Source organism: Dyella sp. 2HG41-7, from assembly GCF_021390675.1.
Lineage (GTDB): Bacteria > Pseudomonadota > Gammaproteobacteria > Xanthomonadales > Rhodanobacteraceae > Dyella_B.
The window spans coordinates 1810679-1828421 of record NZ_JAJEJV010000004.1 but is presented as its reverse complement, the minus strand read 5'-3'; the positions used below and the strand labels follow the sequence as shown (position 1 = coordinate 1828421).

General features: G+C 59.9%; 19 protein-coding genes. 7 read left to right on the top strand and 12 right to left on the bottom strand.

Features of this window, described 5'->3' with window-relative positions; genetic code table 11:
- Positions 1–55 precede the first annotated feature (55 nt).
- The gene (gene pncB, locus L0U79_RS09545; RefSeq protein ID WP_233841947.1) at positions 56–1255 is read right to left on the bottom strand and encodes a nicotinate phosphoribosyltransferase; all 1200 of its coding nucleotides are present in this window, start codon (positions 1253–1255) and stop codon (positions 56–58) included.
- Between the two features lie 653 nt (positions 1256–1908).
- Between pncB and L0U79_RS09540 the strand changes: the two genes are divergently transcribed.
- A complete protein-coding gene (locus L0U79_RS09540; RefSeq protein WP_233841945.1) occupies positions 1909–2727 on the top strand; it encodes a cytochrome c in 819 nt (272 codons plus the stop codon).
- Positions 2728–2735: 8 nt separating this feature from the next.
- On the opposite strand, the gene L0U79_RS09535 is transcribed toward L0U79_RS09540, so the two are convergent.
- Positions 2736–3809 carry an aminopeptidase gene (locus L0U79_RS09535; RefSeq protein ID WP_233841944.1) on the bottom strand — a complete coding sequence of 358 codons (1074 nt, stop codon included), beginning with the start codon at positions 3807–3809 and terminating at the stop codon, positions 2736–2738.
- 21 nt (positions 3810–3830) lie between these two features.
- Positions 3831–4190, bottom strand: a complete 360-nt coding sequence (locus tag L0U79_RS09530) for a hypothetical protein (protein WP_233841942.1) — start codon at positions 4188–4190, stop codon at positions 3831–3833.
- Positions 4191–4562: 372 nt separating this feature from the next.
- Between L0U79_RS09530 and L0U79_RS09525 the strand changes: the two genes are divergently transcribed.
- Entirely contained in the window at positions 4563–5030 is a 468-nt protein-coding gene (locus L0U79_RS09525) for a hypothetical protein (protein WP_233841940.1), read from the top strand.
- Positions 5031–5081: 51 nt separating this feature from the next.
- Here L0U79_RS09525 and L0U79_RS09520 read toward each other — a convergent pair whose 3' ends face one another.
- A complete protein-coding gene (locus L0U79_RS09520) occupies positions 5082–5690 on the bottom strand; it encodes a rhomboid family intramembrane serine protease (RefSeq protein ID WP_233841938.1) in 609 nt (202 codons plus the stop codon).
- A 105-nt stretch (positions 5691–5795) separates the two neighbouring features.
- Here L0U79_RS09520 and L0U79_RS09515 point away from each other — a divergent pair, with 105 nt between their 5' ends.
- A complete protein-coding gene (locus L0U79_RS09515) occupies positions 5796–6677 on the top strand; it encodes a PhzF family phenazine biosynthesis protein (protein ID WP_233841936.1) in 882 nt (293 codons plus the stop codon).
- A gap of 23 nt (positions 6678–6700) precedes the next feature.
- Here the strand turns inward: L0U79_RS09515 and L0U79_RS09510 are convergent, their stop codons facing one another.
- Positions 6701–7609 (bottom strand): NAD(P)-dependent oxidoreductase, encoded by a 909-nt coding sequence (locus L0U79_RS09510; protein WP_233841934.1) that lies wholly within the window; start codon positions 7607–7609, stop codon positions 6701–6703.
- A 328-nt stretch (positions 7610–7937) separates the two neighbouring features.
- Positions 7938–9116, bottom strand: coding sequence for an NAD(P)/FAD-dependent oxidoreductase (locus tag L0U79_RS09505; protein ID WP_233841932.1), 1179 nt, complete (start codon positions 9114–9116; stop codon positions 7938–7940).
- Between the two features lie 408 nt (positions 9117–9524).
- Between L0U79_RS09505 and L0U79_RS09500 the strand changes: the two genes are divergently transcribed.
- Positions 9525–10007, top strand: coding sequence for a YajQ family cyclic di-GMP-binding protein (locus tag L0U79_RS09500; protein WP_233841930.1), 483 nt, complete (start codon positions 9525–9527; stop codon positions 10005–10007).
- Between the two features lie 12 nt (positions 10008–10019).
- On the opposite strand, the gene L0U79_RS09495 is transcribed toward L0U79_RS09500, so the two are convergent.
- From L0U79_RS09495 to L0U79_RS09485, 3 genes are read right to left on the bottom strand one after another with little or no spacing between them, the layout of a single operon-like run.
- On the bottom strand, positions 10020–10718 hold the full coding sequence (locus L0U79_RS09495) for a DUF1345 domain-containing protein (protein ID WP_233841928.1): 699 nt from the start codon (positions 10716–10718) through the stop codon (positions 10020–10022).
- 8 nt (positions 10719–10726) lie between these two features.
- Positions 10727–11002 (bottom strand): GNAT family N-acetyltransferase, encoded by a 276-nt coding sequence (locus tag L0U79_RS09490; RefSeq protein ID WP_233841926.1) that lies wholly within the window; start codon positions 11000–11002, stop codon positions 10727–10729.
- A 56-nt stretch (positions 11003–11058) separates the two neighbouring features.
- The gene (locus tag L0U79_RS09485; RefSeq protein ID WP_233841924.1) at positions 11059–12135 is read right to left on the bottom strand and encodes a 3-deoxy-7-phosphoheptulonate synthase; all 1077 of its coding nucleotides are present in this window, start codon (positions 12133–12135) and stop codon (positions 11059–11061) included.
- A gap of 282 nt (positions 12136–12417) precedes the next feature.
- Between L0U79_RS09485 and L0U79_RS09480 the strand changes: the two genes are divergently transcribed.
- Complete coding sequence (locus L0U79_RS09480) at positions 12418–12846, top strand: FKBP-type peptidyl-prolyl cis-trans isomerase (protein WP_233841922.1); 429 nt, start codon at positions 12418–12420, stop codon at positions 12844–12846.
- 744 nt (positions 12847–13590) lie between these two features.
- Positions 13591–13944 carry a hypothetical protein gene (locus tag L0U79_RS09475; protein ID WP_233841920.1) on the top strand — a complete coding sequence of 118 codons (354 nt, stop codon included), beginning with the start codon at positions 13591–13593 and terminating at the stop codon, positions 13942–13944.
- Between the two features lie 64 nt (positions 13945–14008).
- Here L0U79_RS09475 and L0U79_RS09470 read toward each other — a convergent pair whose 3' ends face one another.
- Entirely contained in the window at positions 14009–15574 is a 1566-nt protein-coding gene (locus tag L0U79_RS09470) for a protein adenylyltransferase SelO (RefSeq protein WP_233841918.1), read from the bottom strand.
- Between the two features lie 147 nt (positions 15575–15721).
- Between L0U79_RS09470 and L0U79_RS09465 the strand changes: the two genes are divergently transcribed.
- A complete protein-coding gene (locus tag L0U79_RS09465; protein ID WP_233841917.1) occupies positions 15722–15922 on the top strand; it encodes a hypothetical protein in 201 nt (66 codons plus the stop codon).
- A gap of 16 nt (positions 15923–15938) precedes the next feature.
- On the opposite strand, the gene L0U79_RS09460 is transcribed toward L0U79_RS09465, so the two are convergent.
- The gene (locus L0U79_RS09460; protein WP_233841915.1) at positions 15939–16649 is read right to left on the bottom strand and encodes a pseudouridine synthase; all 711 of its coding nucleotides are present in this window, start codon (positions 16647–16649) and stop codon (positions 15939–15941) included.
- The gene (locus L0U79_RS09455; RefSeq protein ID WP_233841913.1) at positions 16646–17713 is read right to left on the bottom strand and encodes a class I SAM-dependent methyltransferase; all 1068 of its coding nucleotides are present in this window, start codon (positions 17711–17713) and stop codon (positions 16646–16648) included. Before L0U79_RS09455 ends, L0U79_RS09460 begins: the two co-directional genes overlap by 4 nt.
- Between the last annotated feature and the right edge of the window lie 30 nt (positions 17714–17743).

Below are 17743 nucleotides of genomic sequence, written 5' to 3'. Positions count from 1 at the left end.
ATCGTTGATGCGGGCTTTTTTAATGCCTAGAAAAATGTCTCGCTTCAACCCGCCATTAAGCGACGGACTCCTCTTCGACCAACACGGGAATATCGAACACCTGTCGCAGATAAGCGATATACGCCCCGTCCTCGCACATGTTTTTCCCGGGCGAATCGCTGAGTTTCGCAACGGGCTGCCCATTGCAGCGAATCATCTTGATAACGATATTGAGCGGCGCGGGACCCACATCGTTGGTGAGATTGGTGCCGACACCGAACGCCAACTGGCAGCGACCATGAAAGTGATGAAATAGCTTCATCACCTTGGGAATGTCCAGGCTGTCGCTGAAAACCAGAACCTTGCTGCGCGGATCAACGCGATTGGCCTGGTAATGCGCCAGCACGCGCTCGCCCCAGGCGAAGGGATCGCCCGAATCGTGCCGCGTGCCGTCGAACAGTTTGCAGAAATACATATCGAAATCGCGCAGGAATGCGGTCAAGCCGTAGACGTCGGAAAGCGCGATGCCGAGGTCGCCGCGATACTCCTTCGCCCAGGCTTCCAACGCTGCCACCTGCGAATCGCGCAGGCGCGGACCTAAGGCTTGATGCGCCTGCAGATATTCGTGCGCCAAGGTACCGAGCGGACGCAGTCCCAGTTGCCACGCCAGCCAGACATTGCTGGTGCCGGCGAGCTGAGCACCCAATCCGTCGTGAAGCGTTGCGGCCACTTCGCGGTGCCACTCGCGGGAAAAGCGGCGACGCGTGCCGTAATCGGCAATTCGACATTCCGTGTAACCGGGCGTATCGCGCAACAACGCGATCTTATCCTTGAGTCGGCGACGGCCTTCGGCCAGATCCAAACCAGGATGCGTGTTGCGGAAATACACTTCGTTGACGATCGCCAACAACGGCACTTCGAACAAAATGGTGTGCAACCACGGACCGCAAATGCGTATCTCGATCTCGCCGTTGTTCAACGTCGACGGCGCGATCTCCACGTACTTGGCGTTGAGCTGAAACAGGCCGAGAAAGTCGATGAAATCGCTTTTGATAAAGCGCCAGCTGCGCAGGTAATCCAGTTCCTGCTCGGTGAACCGCAAGCTGCAAAGCGCGTGCAATTCGTCGCGAATTTCATCGATATACGGAACCAGATCGACGCCGGAGTTTCGGCACTTGAAGCGATATTCCACGTGCGCGGCTGGGTACTGATGCAGTACGACTTGCATCATGGAAAATTTGTAGAGATCGGTATCGAGCAATGAGCTGACGATCATGGAGTGTCCATGTCGAAGGGATAAGGAACATCGCGCACTGGGGATGCTCTGATCCATTCTACGCAGGCGTCACCGGCTTGTCCGTTTGCAGGCCACAGGACCATCGGCGAAGGCAGACTGGCTGTCTGTCGAGACGATGGGCCGAAGGCATACAAACGGACAAGCCGGCCCGAAGGGTGATGTCCAGAGGGCGCGCAGGCTGCGCCGCATGGCTTGAACAGACGGCCAGTCTGCCCTGCGCCACGCAACACACCCTGCGCGCCCTCTGGGCATCATGCCGCCTACGTAGAATGGATCAGAGCATCCCTAGCGCAACGTGCGACATTATCCCGCCGAAGTCGCCGTTCTGAAAAGTGAGCGCTGTGCGCTGAAAAGATAAAACCCCGGCAGCCAGGGGAATAACTGCCGGGGCTTGTTAGGTCGCGTTCCGGGGGGAGGGTAAACTAGGAACCGACCCCTAGATGCCACGATGTGTTGCGGCATCCGGTCGTCGCCTCACGGCGATACGAAGGATTAGTGTGGTTGGTGCGGATGAAGTTCAAGGCGACGATCGAATCGGTTCAGCTTTCCGATAGCTAACAACCTCAACACCGCATGGTTTCATTTGCATCGATTGCTAAGTACTTGTCAGCACAAGGACAGGAGTGGATTGAATGGATGTGATGCGTCGCTGTCTCGCTCTTTTTGCCCTGTGCTTCATCCTGCCGCTGCATGCAGCCGACCTTCGCATCGATACGGGTCGTGGCGTACGCGTCTGGACAACGACGCAGCTGCTGGCGCGTGCAGACATCAAATCCGTGAACATCCCTGACGACGTCGCGTTCGGCCGAACGATGGACTACCGCGCCGTGCCGTTGCGCGCCCTACTGCCGGGTTTGGCGCCCGGCGATCGCTTGAAGTTCGTCGCGAACGACGGCTTCTCTGTCGATATCGATGCCGCCGCCTTACTCAATCAAGCAGGCGCACAAGCCTGGCTCGCCGTGGAAGATCCAAAGCAGCCATGGCCGCCGCTTCCGCATGGTAAGGGCGATGCAGGGCCTTTCTATGTGGTGTGGCTCAATCCTGCCGCCGCACACATTGGCGGTGAGCAATGGCCGTATCAGCTCGCGCGCATCGAACGCACGCATGACACGGCTACGCGCTTCCCCGCCACGGTACCCGACGCATCGGTGCCGGCGAATAGCCCAGTTCGTCACGGCTACGCCGTATTTCAGCGCACGTGCTTTGCCTGCCACACGCTCAACGGCCAAGGTGATGCGCGCATGGGGCCGGACCTCAATATTCCGTATAGCCCCACGGAATACCTGAGTACGGCCATGCTGCGCGCCTTCATTCGCAATCCACAATCGCTGCGGCGTTGGCCGCAAGGCAAAATGACGGGATTTCCCACGCAGGCGTCACTATCGGATACAGATCTCGATGCGGTGTTGGCTTATCTGCAATATATGGCCAAGCACAAAGTACGGCCGTAGCGCTGCGACTAGCCCGCTGCATTCGTCAATAAATCGTGCAGCTGGCGTTCCCGTTCGACTTTCGGTTTCTTCGCCAGCACACGCACACGCTCGAAGAATTCCGGCCATTGGCCGTTGGCGTGCTTGAAGATCGCCGCAAAGGCGGGCACCCATTGATCGTATAGGCCGAACGGCAACAACGTCGCGTTGTTGATCGGTTGCGCCACCCATTTGTCGTAACGGTGATCGTTGGGCCAGTTTTTATCGCGCCACGCGGCATAGCGTGCGCGGAAGCCTTCGATCTCGCGCTGCTTGCCGGCCGCCATGGACTGCTCGTCCGCGCCGCTGGCGTAAAGCTTTTTCAAACGTTCACGAAGATCGAGCACCAGACGCGTAAATTCGTCGGACATCACTTGGTCGCGATCGTCGCCAACCGGTTCGTTACGCGAGCGATGCCACTGGCGAAGGCCTTCTTCTTCCACAAACGTGGCATAGCTCTCATTGAACGCCGAGTCGTCTTTCACATAAATCTTCTGGTGAGCAAGTTCGTGAAAAATAGTGCCCGCCAATTCATCGTCGTCCCAACGCATCATGCTGCTGAGAATGGGATCGGAGAACCAACCTAGCGTGGAATACGCGGAAACGCCGCCGACGTAGACATCGTTGCCTTGCGCGCGCAGTTGCTCCGCGTTTTTCTTCGCCTTTTTCTCGTCAAACCAACCGCGATAGGCCACGCAACCGGCGAATGGAAAACATTGCAACACCGCATCCACGGAAAAACGCTTCGTGGTGAAAACATTCCACACCACGTAAGGGCGCTGCAGCTGGACGAAGTAGGTATAACTGCGATTGCGCGGCAAATCGAGCCGATCCGACGCAAACTGCCGCGCCTGCTGAGAAAGCTGCAGCCGCGAAGCGAGTTTTGGATCTGTCGAAGGGTCGGCGATGACTTTATGCACGGAACGTCGCTGCCATAGCAGCGCGCCCTCGCCATGCGTAACGTGTGCGTAGTAACCGAGGTGCGCGCAGGCATTGAGCACGGTGACGAGCACAATGCAGAAAATTAGCCGACGGAAAAATAGGTGAATGCGAGGACGGTACATCCCCGCATTCTGACGGATGTATCAATGTCCGTTGTAGTGACCACCGGAATAGCTTCCACGGCCTGCCGAATGGCTATAGCCACCGCCATGGTAGCCGCCACCATGCCAGTCGTGTCCGCCACCGTGCCCCCAATAGCGACCGCGACCGTAGTAGCCACCATAGCAACAGCCGTAATAGCCGCCGCCCCAGTAACCATAGGGATAACCGTAAGGATAGTAACCACCGTATACGACGGCGGGCGCGGTTCCGTAATAGGCATCGCCTGCGTAGCCATTGGCGCGCACGTAGCCGTAATCCGGCGCGATATAGCAGCCGGATAACAAGCCGATCGTACCGACCAGCGCGACGCCAGCGAGCACACGTTTAACGGAGATATTCATGGCGGGGACTCCATGCGATCTACGGGTTTACGTTAATCCTGTTCCGATAAATGCGCCCTGAGCGGAAAAAGACAAGGCCAGCTGCGTTTAAGCGCAAGCTGGCCTTGTGAATTTAGTAAACCGTTACGAACGCGCGATCAACCTTTGCCGTTCTTGGTTTGATCGCCGCGCGCGTGAGTCAGGTGATGTGCCGGGGCGTTTGCGGTTGCCGCGCCACCATGCGAATTGCCGTTGTTATTGCCGCTCGGGCTTGACCCGGCGCCAGGCCAGGTGGGTCCGCGTTTATTGCGTTCCTGTTTTTCCTGCAGCAACGCTTGAATATGTGCCACCGCTTCCTCGGCGCTGATATGGGGCGCCTCAGAGGGAGGAATTGTGGGCACCACCGGTTGGGAAACCTTCTTCGGCGCCTTGGGCTTGCTGGGTTTGGCGACCGACGGCTTCGCCTTGGCGGACGGAGACGGCTTGGCTGCCGCCGGGGCAGCCGGCTTTTTGACCTTGCTGGTCTTCGCCGCGGATGTCTTGCCAACCGCCGAGCTCTTCTTTGCTGCGGGTTTCGCCGCAGGTTTGCGTGCAACCGTCTTCTTTACCGCTTTCTTGGCGGCGCCTGCGGCCTTCGCCTTCTTTGCGGCCGCTTTCGGCGCGGCCTTGGGTGCGGCCTTCTTCACCGCTTTCTTGGTGGAAACCGCCTTTTTAGCGGCTTTTTTTGCTACCGGCTTCGATTTGCCTGCCGGCTTCTTTTTAGTCGAGCTTGCGCGTTTGGATGCCTTGCGAGCCGCGGATTTCTTCGCGGCAGACTTGCGGGTCGTTGCCATGCGTACCTACTCCAGCGGTGGGCGGTGATGACATCATCGCGAACTAAATGTGTTCGGCAAGTGCCGGTCGGCCCGCTCCCTACATACCTGGCTGCGACATGGCGCCCAGGAAATGGGGCACCACCTCCGGCTGCGCCAGCACCGTAAACACCACGCCATAGGCCGCGCCCCAAAGGTGCGCGCTGTGGTTGACGTTATCTTGGCCGCTTCGATCCATGTAGATCGAATAACCGACGTAAAGCACGGCGTAAATAATCGCCGGCACCTTGATAAAAAACACGTAAATGCGCGTCCATGGCGAGTACAAAATAAAGGCGAATAACACCGCGGACACCGCGCCCGATGCGCCGAGACTGCGGTAATTCGTGTTGTGCCGATTCTTAAGATACGTCGGCAGAATCGAGACGATCAGCCCGCCCAGATAAAACAAACCGAAACCGAACGCGCCCAAGATGGAGTTGTAAATCGGCTCCATGATCCGCCCGAAGAAAAACAGCGTGATCATGTTGAAGAGCAAATGCATCGGGTCGGCATGAATCAACCCGTACGTCACCAGCCGGTAGTATTCGCGCTTACGCTCGATGGCCGGCGGCCACAGAATAAGGTCGTCGATAAGGCGCCGATTATTGAACGCCATAAACGAGACGATGCAGGTGGCGGCAAGGATGATCAGCAGCGTAGTTGGCATATGACGAATCTGACAATGTCTGGAATGGGCGCATCTTGACGTTCGCGAGCCAGGTTGTCGACCGCTAGAATGCACAGTTTCTCGTTCGCGCCGCTCCCAAGTCGTATGAACCCGATCCGCTACATGCACCTGGACGTTTTCGCCGCCAGCCCCTGTGGCGGCAATCACCTGGGCGTGGTGACCGACGCAAGCGGCTGGACCGATGCGCAAATGCAGCGCTACGCGCGCTGGACCGATCTGGTGGAAACCACCTTTTTGTTGCCGCCCACCGATCCCAAAGCCAGCTATCGCGTCCGCATCTTTACCCCGCAGAAGGAAATCGCGTTTGCGGGACATCCCAGCGTCGGCAGCGCACACGCCGTGCTCGAATGCGGACTAGCGGAACCCAAAGACGGCGTGTTGTGGCAAGAATGTGGCGCGGGCGTGCTGCCCATTCGCGTGGAAGGCAGCGGACCTCAGCGTGTTTTGATGTTGCAGTCGCCCGAAGCGCGCGTCGTCAAGACAGGCTTGCATGCCCATCCCATGCTCGCCGCCACGCTGGACAGCATCGGTCTGGGCAAACTGCCGCCCGCTCTGGTGGATGGTGGCCGTCGCTGGTGGTTGGCCGAATGCGCGGACGAAGCCAGCCTGCGCGCATGGCAGCCCGATCACAGCGCCATCGGCGCGCTTGCGGTCGCCAGCGGCAGCATGGGGCTGTGCGCGTTTGCCCGCAGCCAACATCCGGATTATCAGTTGGTCGTGCGCGCATTTCCGTCCGGCGTGGGTATTGTGGAAGACCCCGCTTCCGGCGCGGCGAACGGCTTGATCGCCGCTTATATCGCACACGCCGAACCCAACGGCCCACTCGCACGCGGCTATTCCGTAAGCCAAGGGCGCGAGATGGGGCACGACGCGTTGTTGATTGCGCATATCGTCGACGGCGTCATCTGGATCGGTGGGCGCACGAACACCGTGATCGATGGAAGCCTGCACTGGAACGGCGGCTGAGCGCGCGAAGCGCTCGCACCACGTCAACGTTTTATTGAGCGACTGGTTTCTTCGCGTCCGCTCAAATTCGCGCGGCGTTCGGATGCGCGCGCGAGCGCTGAGAGATCCATACCTTCGGCACCGTCGGCCAACGCTTCCAGCAAACTATCGCGCAGCACGCCTGCCAACGGCATCGGCACACGCTCAGAGAATGCAGCATCCTGAGCGAGCATCACATCCTTCAATCCCAGCGGCAACGCAAAACCCGGCGGGGTAAAACGCTGTTCCGCGATGGCTCTGCCGTAAATCTGATAGACCGGCGACGCAAACAGCGTACTGGTCATCAACTCGATGAAATCCGCAGCGTTCACGCCATAAGCGCGCGTCAGCACCGTTGCTTCGGACAAACTCTCGATCGCCGACACGATCAAGAAGTTGCCGGCCAGCTTCACCACATTGGCCCGCTCGGGGTTATCGCCCAAGGGCCACAGTTTGCCCGCCATTTTTTCGAGTAGCGGCTTTACCTTTTCGATTGCGGCATGCGGACCTGCGAGCAGCATATTGAGCTTTCCGGCTGCAGCAACGTCTGGACGGCCAAATACCGGCGCCGCCACGTACGCCAAACCACGCTTGGCATGTTCTTCCGCCAGTTGGCGCGCCAACGCGACCGAAATCGTTGCGTGATTGACATGCACCGTATCAGGGTCCATCGCGTCGAGCAGACCGCCGTCGAGAAAAACCTCACGCACCGCCTGATCATTCGCCAGCATGCTGTGCAACACATCGCCTTGCGCCGCACGGTCAGGCGTGCTCGCCACTTTGGCGCCCAGCGACGCCAGCTTTTCCGTGGCCGCTTCGGAGCGGTTCCACACCGTCACGTGATAACCCGCAGCGACGAGATTGCTCGCCATGGCAGCGCCCATCGCGCCGAGACCAATAAAGCCGACTTTCATAATGCATCTCCTGCAACAGACGCCCAGTTAACCATGCGGCATGTTCAGCCCAGGCGAAACGCTAGGGCCTGCTCGCACTATTTGCGTGGCCCGCGCCGGGAGCTGTTTGCGCGCCAGCCAAGGAAGAGCGAGGGAGTGTACGTCCGTACACGACTGAGCGATGACGTAGGATGGCGTGCAAACAGACCCGGCCCTTCGGGTTGCCGTTGAGTGGCCGCCATGCGGCAGCGCGCGGCTTGGCTTGACAGCCAGTCAAGCCGGCGCCACGCACTACCACCTGACGGCCACTCATCGACAACACGGGCTACGCAAATAGTGCGAGCAGACCCTAGGCGACCTCGCCGGCCGCGCGGCCCGACGCCCAGGCCCATTGAAAGTTGTAGCCGCCTAACCAACCCGTTACGTCGACGACTTCGCCGATGAAATAGAGGCCGGGCACATGTTTGGATTGCATGGTGCTGGACGAAAGCCCATCCGTATCCACGCCGCCCAAGGTGACTTCCGCCGTGCGGTAGCCCTCCGTGCCGCTGGCGACGATTGGCCAATCGTGCAATTGCGCACCGATATCGCTCAGCTCCGCCTCGCGGTATTGGCGCATCGGTTTGCTGTGCAACCAAAGCTCGCACAAACGCTGCGCCAATCGACGTGGCAAGAGATCGCCCAACACATTGCGCAGTTCTGCCGCGGGTCGCGCCATGCGCTGCTCTATGAGCCATTCGCCGATGTCTTGCTCCGGCGATAGATCGATACGCAGATCGTCACCGGGCTGCCAGTACGACGAAATCTGCAAGACCGATGGGCCGCTGACGCCGCGGTGCGTGAACAGCAATCCTGCGCGAAAACTGCGCTTGCCTACGCGTGTTGCCGCCATCGGCAACGCGACGCCCGCGAGATCCTGGTAGTGATCCATATGCTTGCCGCTCAACGTCAACGGCACCAAACCGGCGCGCGTCGGCAACACGTTGTGTCCGAACTGTTTCGCTAATTCGTAACCGAATCCCGTCGCACCCATCGTGGGAATCGACAAACCGCCGGAAGCAATCACCAGCGAATCGGCGTGCACTTCGCCGTGCGCAGTGAGCACCGTAAAACCTTCTTCGGTTTTTCGCACGCGCTTGACGGCGCAACTGGTCTCGACGCGTACGTTTGCTTGTGCACATTCGTCCAACAGCATGCGTACGATCAGCTTGGAGGATTCATCGCAAAACAGCTGCCCCAATTCTTTCTCGTGATAGGCGATGCGATGCTTCTCAACCAGCGCGATAAAGTCCCACGGCGTATAGCGCGCAAGCGCCGATTTGCAGAAATGGGGATTGGCCGAAAGGAACTGCGCGGGCGTGACGCCCAGATTGGTGAAATTACACCGCCCACCACCGGACATTAAAATCTTTTTGCCCGGCTTGTTGGCGTGATCGAGCACCAGCACCTGCCGCCCGCGCTGCCCCGCCGTGATGGCGCACATCAACCCTGCGGCGCCCGCGCCGATGACCAAGACATCCACTTTCACGCCATCACCGCCATGCGAGCACCACGTTGCACATCCACGCATTATCCAACAGGCATGCCCTAAGGATGCTCTGATCAATGCTACGTAGGCGGCATGATGTCCAGATGGCGCGCAGGCTGTGTTGCGTGGCGCCGGGAAGACTGGCCGTCTTGCCAAGCCACGCGGCGCAGCCTGCGCGCCATCTGGACATCACCCTTCGGGCCGGCTTGTCCGTTTACATGCCTTCGGCCCATCGTCTCGACAGACAGCCAGTCTGCCTTCCTCGCTCCTCAAAGCAGCGGCCATCCATGGCCGCTCCCCGCGTGCGCCGATGGTCCTGTGGCCTGCAAACGGACAAGCCGGTGACGCCTGCGTAGCATTGATCAGAACATCCTTATACTGGGCATCTACCTTGCTCAGGACCGTCCCATGCCCTCCTTCGACGTTATTTCCGAAGTCGACAAGCACGAATTGACCAATGCGGTCGACCAGGCCAATCGCGAGCTGACCAATCGCTTCGACTTCAAAGGCACCGACGCCAAGTACGAACTGGACAAGTTCGTGATCACGCAGAGCGCGCCCAGCGATTTTCAGCTGCAGCAGATGCTGGACATCCTGCGCGGGCGGCTTGCAGCGCGAAAGATCGATCTTCGCGCACTGGACGTTGCCGATCCCGACGTGAATCTGGCCGGCGCGCGGCAAAAGATCACCGTCAAGCAAGGCATCGAACAGCCCGTCGCCAAAAAATTGGTGGCGACACTGAAGGAAGCCAAGCTGAAAGTCGAAGCGCAGATCAATGGCGACAAGCTGCGCGTGACCGGCAAGAAGCGCGACGATCTGCAACTCGCCATGGCGGTATTGCGCAAAGCGGACGTCGAACTTCCGTTGCAATTCGACAACTTCCGCGATTGACGTTTAGGCGCGCTAAGCCAATCCGGCAGCAATATTCACGCTGATCGCAATAATGAAAACATTAAAGAAAAACGCCACCACGCTGTGCAGCAGCGCGGTGCGGCGCAAGGTGCGGCTGGTGATCTGCACATCGGACACCTGAAAGCACATGCCGATGACGAAGGCGAAATACACGAAATCCCAATAGTCCGGCTTTTTGGTACCAGGAAATTCCAAGCCCGCATGCTGCTGGCCGAAGTCGCCGTAGTAACCGTGCGCGTAGTGCAGCGCGTACATCGTGTTCATAAACAGCCACGACAACACGATACTGAGCGCCGCCATGCCCATCGCCTGGGCGCCGCCGCCCTTGGCGGCATGCAGTTCCGTGGATAAGGCCACCAACACCACGGTAGAAAGCCCCACCGCCACCCACAACGTGGTGCGTCGACCGGTGTCTTGCGTGCACGCCAGTCGCGCCATGTGATCGGCGTTTGTACGCGTGAACATGCGCGCGAGCAGCGACAGATACAGCAACGCGCCGAGATCGAAACTCAGCAGCAACGCAGAGGCCGGTTTGACGCCCGATGTCGACAATGCAATGCAGGCGACCAAAAAGAGTACGCCGGACACAGCCAGAAACGGTCGCGCGCGAACATAACGAATCGGCGCCCAAGGCCTGCGCTTCGGGCCGGTCGTCGCCGGATTTACGTGCTGCTCATCGTGCGAATCCATGGAAGGACTCACGCGCGCAGATCGGCAAATTCTGGATGGCGCTCCATCCACGCCTGCGCATAGCTGCACGCCGGCACCACTTTCCAACCATGGCTGCGCGCGGTTTCCATCGCCGTGCGCACCAGTTCGCCGGCGATGCCGCGACCGCCGACCTCCTCGGGCACGCCGGTGTGCGTGATGCTCATCACCTTGCCTTGCAAGCTGTAATCGAGCTCGCAAACAAAACCGTCCACCGTGGTTTCGAAACGATGCGACGACGTGTTGTGACGAATATCCAAAGCCATGATGTCGTTCCGTTAGCGATCAACCACGTAAGCATGCCTGCTCCGGCGCGAAGACGCTATGCAGCGGCTTGTTCGGCCAGACGCACGCGACGCACGCGCACGGCCTTTGCCAACCTTTCCAGCACGTCGACCGTCGTGTCCCAGCCAATGCAGCCATCGGTAATGCTTTGCCCGTAGGTGAGTTCGCAACCCGGCACCAGATCCTGCCTGCCCGCGACCAGATGGCTTTCCACCATTACGCCTTGAATACGCGTTTCGCCGGCTTCGATTTGCGCGGCGATATCGGCCACCACGCGTGGCTGATTCTCCGGCTGCTTGCCGCTGTTGGCGTGGCTGGCGTCGATCATCAGGCGCTCGGCCACGCCCGCTTTGGCCAGCGCACTGCATGCGGCCGTCACGCTCGCGGCATCGTAGTTGGGCAACTTGCCGCCGCGCAGAATGACGTGGCAATCCTCGTTGCCGGCCGTCGCGGCAATCGCGTTGCGTCCGCGCTTGGTGACCGCCATGAAATGGTGCGGCCGCGCCGCAGCGAGCACCGCGTCTACAGCGATCTTGATATTACCGTCGGTACCGTTCTTGAAACCCACGGGGCACGACAAACCGGAAGCAAGTTCGCGATGCGACTGGCTTTCCGTCGTGCGCGCGCCGATAGCGCCCCATGCAACCAGATCCGCGATGTATTGCGGCGTAATCAGATCGAGGAATTCGCAACCTGCCGGCAGACCGAGCGCATTGATATCGCACAAAAGCCGACGCGCGAGATGCAAACCTTTGTCGATGTGATAGCTCTCGTCCAAATCGGGGTCGTTGATCAATCCCTTCCAGCCCACCGTGGTACGCGGTTTTTCGAAATACACGCGCATCACGATCTCCAGTGTGTCGGCATGACGTTCGCGCTCGGCGACCAGCCGTCGCGCGTATTCCATGGCGGCATCGGGATCGTGAATGGAGCACGGACCAATCACCACGGCGAGGCGGTCGACTTCGCCGTGAAGAATCCGGTGCAAGGCGCCGCGCGAAGCGGCCACGGTCGCGAGGGCATCTTCGGTGGGCAGGCAATCCAGCATGATCTCGGCGGGGGTGGGAACCTCCTTGATTTCGCGGATGCGCAGGTCGTCGGTACGGCTGGTCATACTAAGAACTCCTTGTTGGGTACCCTGCAGCCCATAAAAAAAGCCGCCAGGGTGGCTGGCGGCTTTTTGAGGTAAGTGGGTGATCTTGCTAGTTACGATCGCGCACCATGCTCCGCCGCCGGCTTCGGATAGCCATAAAACCAAAAGTAATAGCGGCGGGAGGCGAGGATCATAGGGGTTTAGTGATACCACATCGGGGTGGATATGCAAACCGTCACGATACGGCTTGACCGCTGGCGGCGATGCGTTAACGTCCCGCCACCCCTATTCGGAGTTCGTTTCATGCTGCGTCCGCTCGCCCTTTTCGCTACCGCCCTGTTCGCGCTGTGCGCACTCAGCCCGCTGGCCGCTCTCGCTGACGATGTCGTCGGCTTGGTGATCAAGGACGTGGTGGTGGGTACCGGCAGCGTGGCGCGGGACGATGCCGAAGTGCGGATCCAGTACACCGGCTGGTTGTACGACGCCAAGGCGCCGGATCACCACGGCGCGAAGTTCGACAGTTCCTACGACAGCGGTCGCCCGCTCAGCTTCACCGTGGGCGCGGACGAGGTGATTTCGGGCATGGATAGCGGCGTACGCGGCATGCGCGTCGGCGGCAAGCGCACCGTGATCATTCCCTCCACCCTTGGCTACGGCCACAAAGGCGCCGGTCCTGAAATTCCGCCCAATAGCGCCCTGGTGTTCGATATCGAGCTGCTCGACGTGCGTTGAGCCGCCGAGCCGCGATGCATTTGGCCGTAAAAACGGTCATGATGACCTGGCATTAAGGGTGCTCTGACCAATTCTACGTAGGCATCACCGGCTTGTCCGTTTGCAGGCCACATGACCATCGGCGAAGGCAGACTGGCCGTCTGTCGAGACGATGGGCCGAAGGCATGCAAACGGACAAGCCGGCCCGAAGGGTGATGTCCAGAGGGCGCGCAGGCTGCGCCGCATGGCTTGAACAGACAGCCAGTCTGCCCTGCGCCACGCAACACACCCTGCGCGCCCTCTGGACATCATGCCGCCTACGTAGAATTGGTCAGAGCACCCTTGACGTCGTACATCCACCCATGCCGGAGGATCGATCGATGAAACGCGTGCTGTGGTCGCTTGCGACCGCTCTTATGATGTTGACTCCTGCGGCCGCTTTCGCGGCGGACGGCTATACCGTCGCCACCGTGAATATGCTCGCAGGACCCGATCCGCAATATCCCGTTGTCCTCACTTTGGGACCGGGCATGCCGGTCGATGTGCAAGGTTGCACCGAAGGCTGGGAGTGGTGCGACGTGATCGCCGCGGGCAATCGCGGCTGGGTCGCCGGGCCGTATATCGAATATCTGTACAACAGTCAGCCGGTGATCGTCACCGACTACGGCGCGCGTATTGGCATTCCTATCGTCACCTTCACCATCGGTGCGTATTGGGGGCGTTACTACGTCAACCGGCCGTTTTATCGCGATCGTGCGCGCTGGTATGGGCGTCCTGTTCCGGTGCGACCCTTCCCGGGACCTAGGCCGCCCATTCGGCCGATACCGCCAGGAGGCCATCGACCACCGGGCTATCGTCCGCCTGGCGGACAACGTCCACAGCCTCCGGGCGGTAACCGTCCGCAACCACCCGGGAACGGAAATCGACCGCAACCGCCGGGCGGCGGCAATCGGCCCCAACCGCCAGGTGGTGGAAATCGACCGCAACCACCCGGTGGGGGCAATCGGCCTCAACCGCCTCCAGGCGACAATCGGCCGCCACAGAACGGCGGAAATCGTCCCCCGCAAAATGCGCGGCCGGCTCCTAAACAGCCACCGCAACAGGCAACAATGGAAATGACAGCGGGGGCTAAGTGGTTTCTTCCATCACACGATCGGGGCGCGACATCGCGCCCCGATTCGTTTTATGAACTACAGGAAAGCATCGAGCACCCTGCGCGCGTCTTCGCCCACTCGGGCCGCTTTTGCGCGAAGTGCTCCCGTCCGGGTTGTTCGTCGTAGGGACGTCGCATCACATCGAGCAAGGTATGGATGCCTTCGTAATCGCCCTGCGTCGCGCGGTCGATGGCTTCTTGCGCGAGATAGTTGCGCAGCACGTAGCAAGGATTGGCCGTATGCATGCACTGCTGTCGCTGCTCCGACGTCCATGCATCCTCGCGCACGCGGGCTGCGTAATCGTCGAGCCAATGCTGGAAATCGACTTCTGCAGCTTGCCGCTTGGCATCGTCGTAAAACGCGTGACGCAACGGCCCCAACGACGGCGCTTGAATATCGATCTGGCTCAGCGCGCGGAAAAACAGCGTCATGTCCACGTCGGCTTCATGCATCAGGCGCTGCAACGATTCCATGCGCGCGACGTCGTCGTCGCGACACTCGTAGAGACCGAGTTTGGCCGCCGCATCGCGGCGGGTCTGCGACATGTATTCGGCTACGTAGCGATCCAAGCCTGCTTGCAACGGCGCAACGTCTCCAAACAACGGCGCCAGCGCCGCCGCGAGCCGGCTGAGATTCCACCACGCCACATTCGGCTGCTGTCCAAAACGGTAGCGGCGACGCATGGCGTCGGTCGTGTTGGGCGTCCAATCGGGATCGAAGTTGTCGACCCAGCCGTATGGGCCGTAATCGATCGTGAGACCGAGTATCGACATGTTGTCCGTGTTCATCACGCCGTGCACGAAACCCACTCGCATCCAATGCGCGATCATGATGGCGGTGCGCGCGCAGACTTGCGAAAACCAGTCGCCGTAGCGGTTTTCGTCGCTGCCGCTTAACTCGGGAAAATCGCGACGAATGGTGAAATCGACCAACTGGCGCAACAGCGTGGTGTCGTTGCGCGATGCGGGCAATTCGAAATGCCCGAAGCGAATGAACGATGGCGCCACGCGGCACACGATGGCTCCGGCTTCGTCCTGCGGATGGCCGTCGTAGAACATGTCGCGCTCGACCGTTTCGCCGGTAACCACCAGACTCAGCGCACGCGTGGTCGGTACGCCCAAATGGTGCATCGCTTCGCTGCAAAGGAATTCACGGATCGACGAGCGCAACACCGCGCGGCCGTCCGCACCGCGCGAATACGGTGTGGCGCCAGCGCCCTTTAGCTGCAATTCCAGTCGCTTTCCGCGCTGTGTAAGGGCTTCACCCAGCGAAATCGCCCGTCCGTCGCCAAGCTGACCGGCCCATACGCCGAATTGATGCCCACCGTAGTTGGACGCCCACGGCTGCATGCCTTCCAGCACGCCATTGCCGCCGAACACCTGCGCGAAAAACGGACTTGCGATGTCGTCCTCGCTGAGTCCGAGCTCATCCGCCATCTCACGTGACCATGCAACAGTGCGCGGCGCGGCAACCGGACTGGGATCGATGCGCGAATACAGCGCGCCCTGAACTTGCCGCGCACCGCGGCCATGGTCGAGGTCGCCCGGTAAATCGCGGACGAATGCGTTATCGAATGTCAGTGACGTCAAAGGCATGGCGAGGGATATTCAAGCAATGTCAGCGTGGTGCAAGACAGCAAAATTGCGACGAAAAACTCATATTCACGCACTCTATACATTCACGATTAAAGCTTGGTACAGTTTGCTCGCGGCTACGCAGGGGTAGTCGATGGAGTAAACAACATGCACATGCTTCTCGCTCGTTCCGCCTTAGTGCGCGGAATGCAGCTGGTAGCAGGGATGCTCTCAGTATCGATCAAGCAGGACGCCGTAAAAGAAAGCAACACGCTCTCGGAGCTCAAGTTGGTCTCATGGACGTCCAGTGCTCGATCCCGCCGCGAAGACGAAATGGCGCGGATTCAGCAGATGCAAGCCAAGTCGTGACATACGCGTCGGCGGATTAACTATCCGCCGATTCGAATATTTGCGCGATATCGTTCGTTTCAAGCTGACGCCACGCGCCGGCTTGCAAACCATCCGTCGACAAACGCCCCAGCGCCGTGCGCTGCAAGGTATCGACGTGGTTGCCGGTCGCCGCAAACATTCGGCGCACCTGGTGATAGCGCCCTTCGGTAATCGACAAACGAACATGACGCGGCGCGAACACATCCAGCTTGGCCGGAAGCAGCGGCGTCGTCTCCGATTCCAACATCATCGTTCCGCTAGCAAACAACGCTTGCTCGTCGCCGCGCAGATCCTGAGCCAACGTCGCTTCGTAAACCTTGGTGACGTTCGCACGCGGCGAAATGATCCGATGCAACATCGCACCGTCGTCGGTCAATAACAACAAACCGGACGTGTCGCGATCCAATCTTCCGACCGTGGAAAGCGCAGGGCTACGCTGGCGATAGCGCAGCGGTAGCAAGTCGTACACCACGCGGCCGGGATCTTTGCGCGAGCACGTGACGCCCAACGGTTTATTCATCATCAGCACAATGCCCGTGGGCGGGTCGAGCGGTTCGCCGTCAATGCGGATGTGCGCGTGTTCGACTTTGTCGTCGGCATAAAGCACTTCGCCGTCGGGATCGGTGATGCGCCCCTCACGGAACATCCACGCCACCTCTTTGCGGCTGCCGTAGCCAAGGTTTGCAATCAGCTTGACCAACCTCATCCGCGTACACCTCTTCCTTCGATGACTTTGAAACCGTCTTGCACGACCACGGTGCGCACGTGCTCGAAATGATCGGCAAGCGTGGCTTCGTACGGTAAATGACGATTGGCCACCAACCACAATCGTCCCTGTGTCTGCAAAGCGCGCGCCGCTTGCGCGATAAACGCGCGGCCTAGATCCGGCAGATCCGCCCTGCCCTGGTGAAACGGCGGATTGCTGACGATGGCGTCGTATCGCCGTTCGACGCCGGTTGTGACGTCGTGCCAGTAAAAACCGATCGCAAGTTGACGCGCATGATCGCGCATGGCTTGTTCGATATTCAGGCGCGCCGGTTCCAGCGCGCGCGCTTCGGCTTCGTACAAATCGAGCTCGGCAATCTGCGAACAGCGCGCAATGATGCGTGATGCAAGATACCCGTAGCTCGCGCCGAAATCCGCAACGCGCCCGTGCAAATCGTCTGGCAAATGCGCCGCCAGCAGCGCCGATGCAGTATCCACGCGATCCCACGCGAACAAGCCGGGCCTACTCCAATAACCCGCTGCATTCGTCTGCGGTGCATCGAGCGCAAGCCACGATTCGAACGTCGCATGATTGATCGACGACGATGACCTTCCCCAAAACACCCGGCACCTGTGCTTGGAAAGATGACTCACCGATCCAAGCAAGGCAGCGAGATCGGCCTGCGCGGACTTCGCGCCTTCGGCATTGGGCACGCACGCCACCACTACGCCGCCGTCTTCAAGATGATGTAGCGCTTTGGCAAATAACGCGCGCGCTTCGTCGCGTTGCCGCGGCGGCAGAAGCAGCACCACCTTGAAACGCGCATCGTGCGCGACGTCGCCTACCGGCAAACCGCTGTGCTTCAGCGCTTCGGCAAACGGCTTGAAACTTTGTTCGCAAAGCCAGTCTTGACGCGCGACCTCACGCATTCGAAACCCGTCGCGCGCTCGCAAAAACAACACGCGTCCATCGGCGGGCCATCGTAAGACGCCGTCCGTAAAGGGCAAAAACAAGGCATCCAGCACGTCTTCGGACGCGGATGCATGGAAACCGGCGAGCGACAAGCGATGGCGTTCCGTGGAAAGGGAGCGATT

What these genes read in the sequence shown, in the direction of transcription:
- pncB (WP_233841947.1), bottom strand. Translation starts at nt 1,255, where the DNA reads ATGATCGTCAGCTCATTGCTCGATACCGATCTCTACAAATTTTCCATG.
- L0U79_RS09540 (WP_233841945.1), top strand. Translation starts at nt 1,909, where the DNA reads ATGGATGTGATGCGTCGCTGTCTCGCTCTTTTTGCCCTGTGCTTCATC.
- L0U79_RS09535 (WP_233841944.1), bottom strand. Translation starts at nt 3,809, where the DNA reads ATGTACCGTCCTCGCATTCACCTATTTTTCCGTCGGCTAATTTTCTGC.
- L0U79_RS09530 (WP_233841942.1), bottom strand. Translation starts at nt 4,190, where the DNA reads ATGAATATCTCCGTTAAACGTGTGCTCGCTGGCGTCGCGCTGGTCGGT.
- L0U79_RS09520 (WP_233841938.1), bottom strand. Translation starts at nt 5,690, where the DNA reads ATGCCAACTACGCTGCTGATCATCCTTGCCGCCACCTGCATCGTCTCG.
- L0U79_RS09515 (WP_233841936.1), top strand. Translation starts at nt 5,796, where the DNA reads ATGAACCCGATCCGCTACATGCACCTGGACGTTTTCGCCGCCAGCCCC.
- L0U79_RS09510 (WP_233841934.1), bottom strand. Translation starts at nt 7,609, where the DNA reads ATGAAAGTCGGCTTTATTGGTCTCGGCGCGATGGGCGCTGCCATGGCG.
- L0U79_RS09500 (WP_233841930.1), top strand. Translation starts at nt 9,525, where the DNA reads ATGCCCTCCTTCGACGTTATTTCCGAAGTCGACAAGCACGAATTGACC.
- L0U79_RS09495 (WP_233841928.1), bottom strand. Translation starts at nt 10,718, where the DNA reads ATGGATTCGCACGATGAGCAGCACGTAAATCCGGCGACGACCGGCCCG.
- L0U79_RS09490 (WP_233841926.1), bottom strand. Translation starts at nt 11,002, where the DNA reads ATGGCTTTGGATATTCGTCACAACACGTCGTCGCATCGTTTCGAAACC.
- L0U79_RS09485 (WP_233841924.1), bottom strand. Translation starts at nt 12,135, where the DNA reads ATGACCAGCCGTACCGACGACCTGCGCATCCGCGAAATCAAGGAGGTT.
- L0U79_RS09480 (WP_233841922.1), top strand. Translation starts at nt 12,418, where the DNA reads ATGCTGCGTCCGCTCGCCCTTTTCGCTACCGCCCTGTTCGCGCTGTGC.
- L0U79_RS09475 (WP_233841920.1), top strand. Translation starts at nt 13,591, where the DNA reads ATGGGCGTCCTGTTCCGGTGCGACCCTTCCCGGGACCTAGGCCGCCCA.
- L0U79_RS09470 (WP_233841918.1), bottom strand. Translation starts at nt 15,574, where the DNA reads ATGCCTTTGACGTCACTGACATTCGATAACGCATTCGTCCGCGATTTA.
- L0U79_RS09465 (WP_233841917.1), top strand. Translation starts at nt 15,722, where the DNA reads ATGCACATGCTTCTCGCTCGTTCCGCCTTAGTGCGCGGAATGCAGCTG.
- L0U79_RS09460 (WP_233841915.1), bottom strand. Translation starts at nt 16,649, where the DNA reads ATGAGGTTGGTCAAGCTGATTGCAAACCTTGGCTACGGCAGCCGCAAA.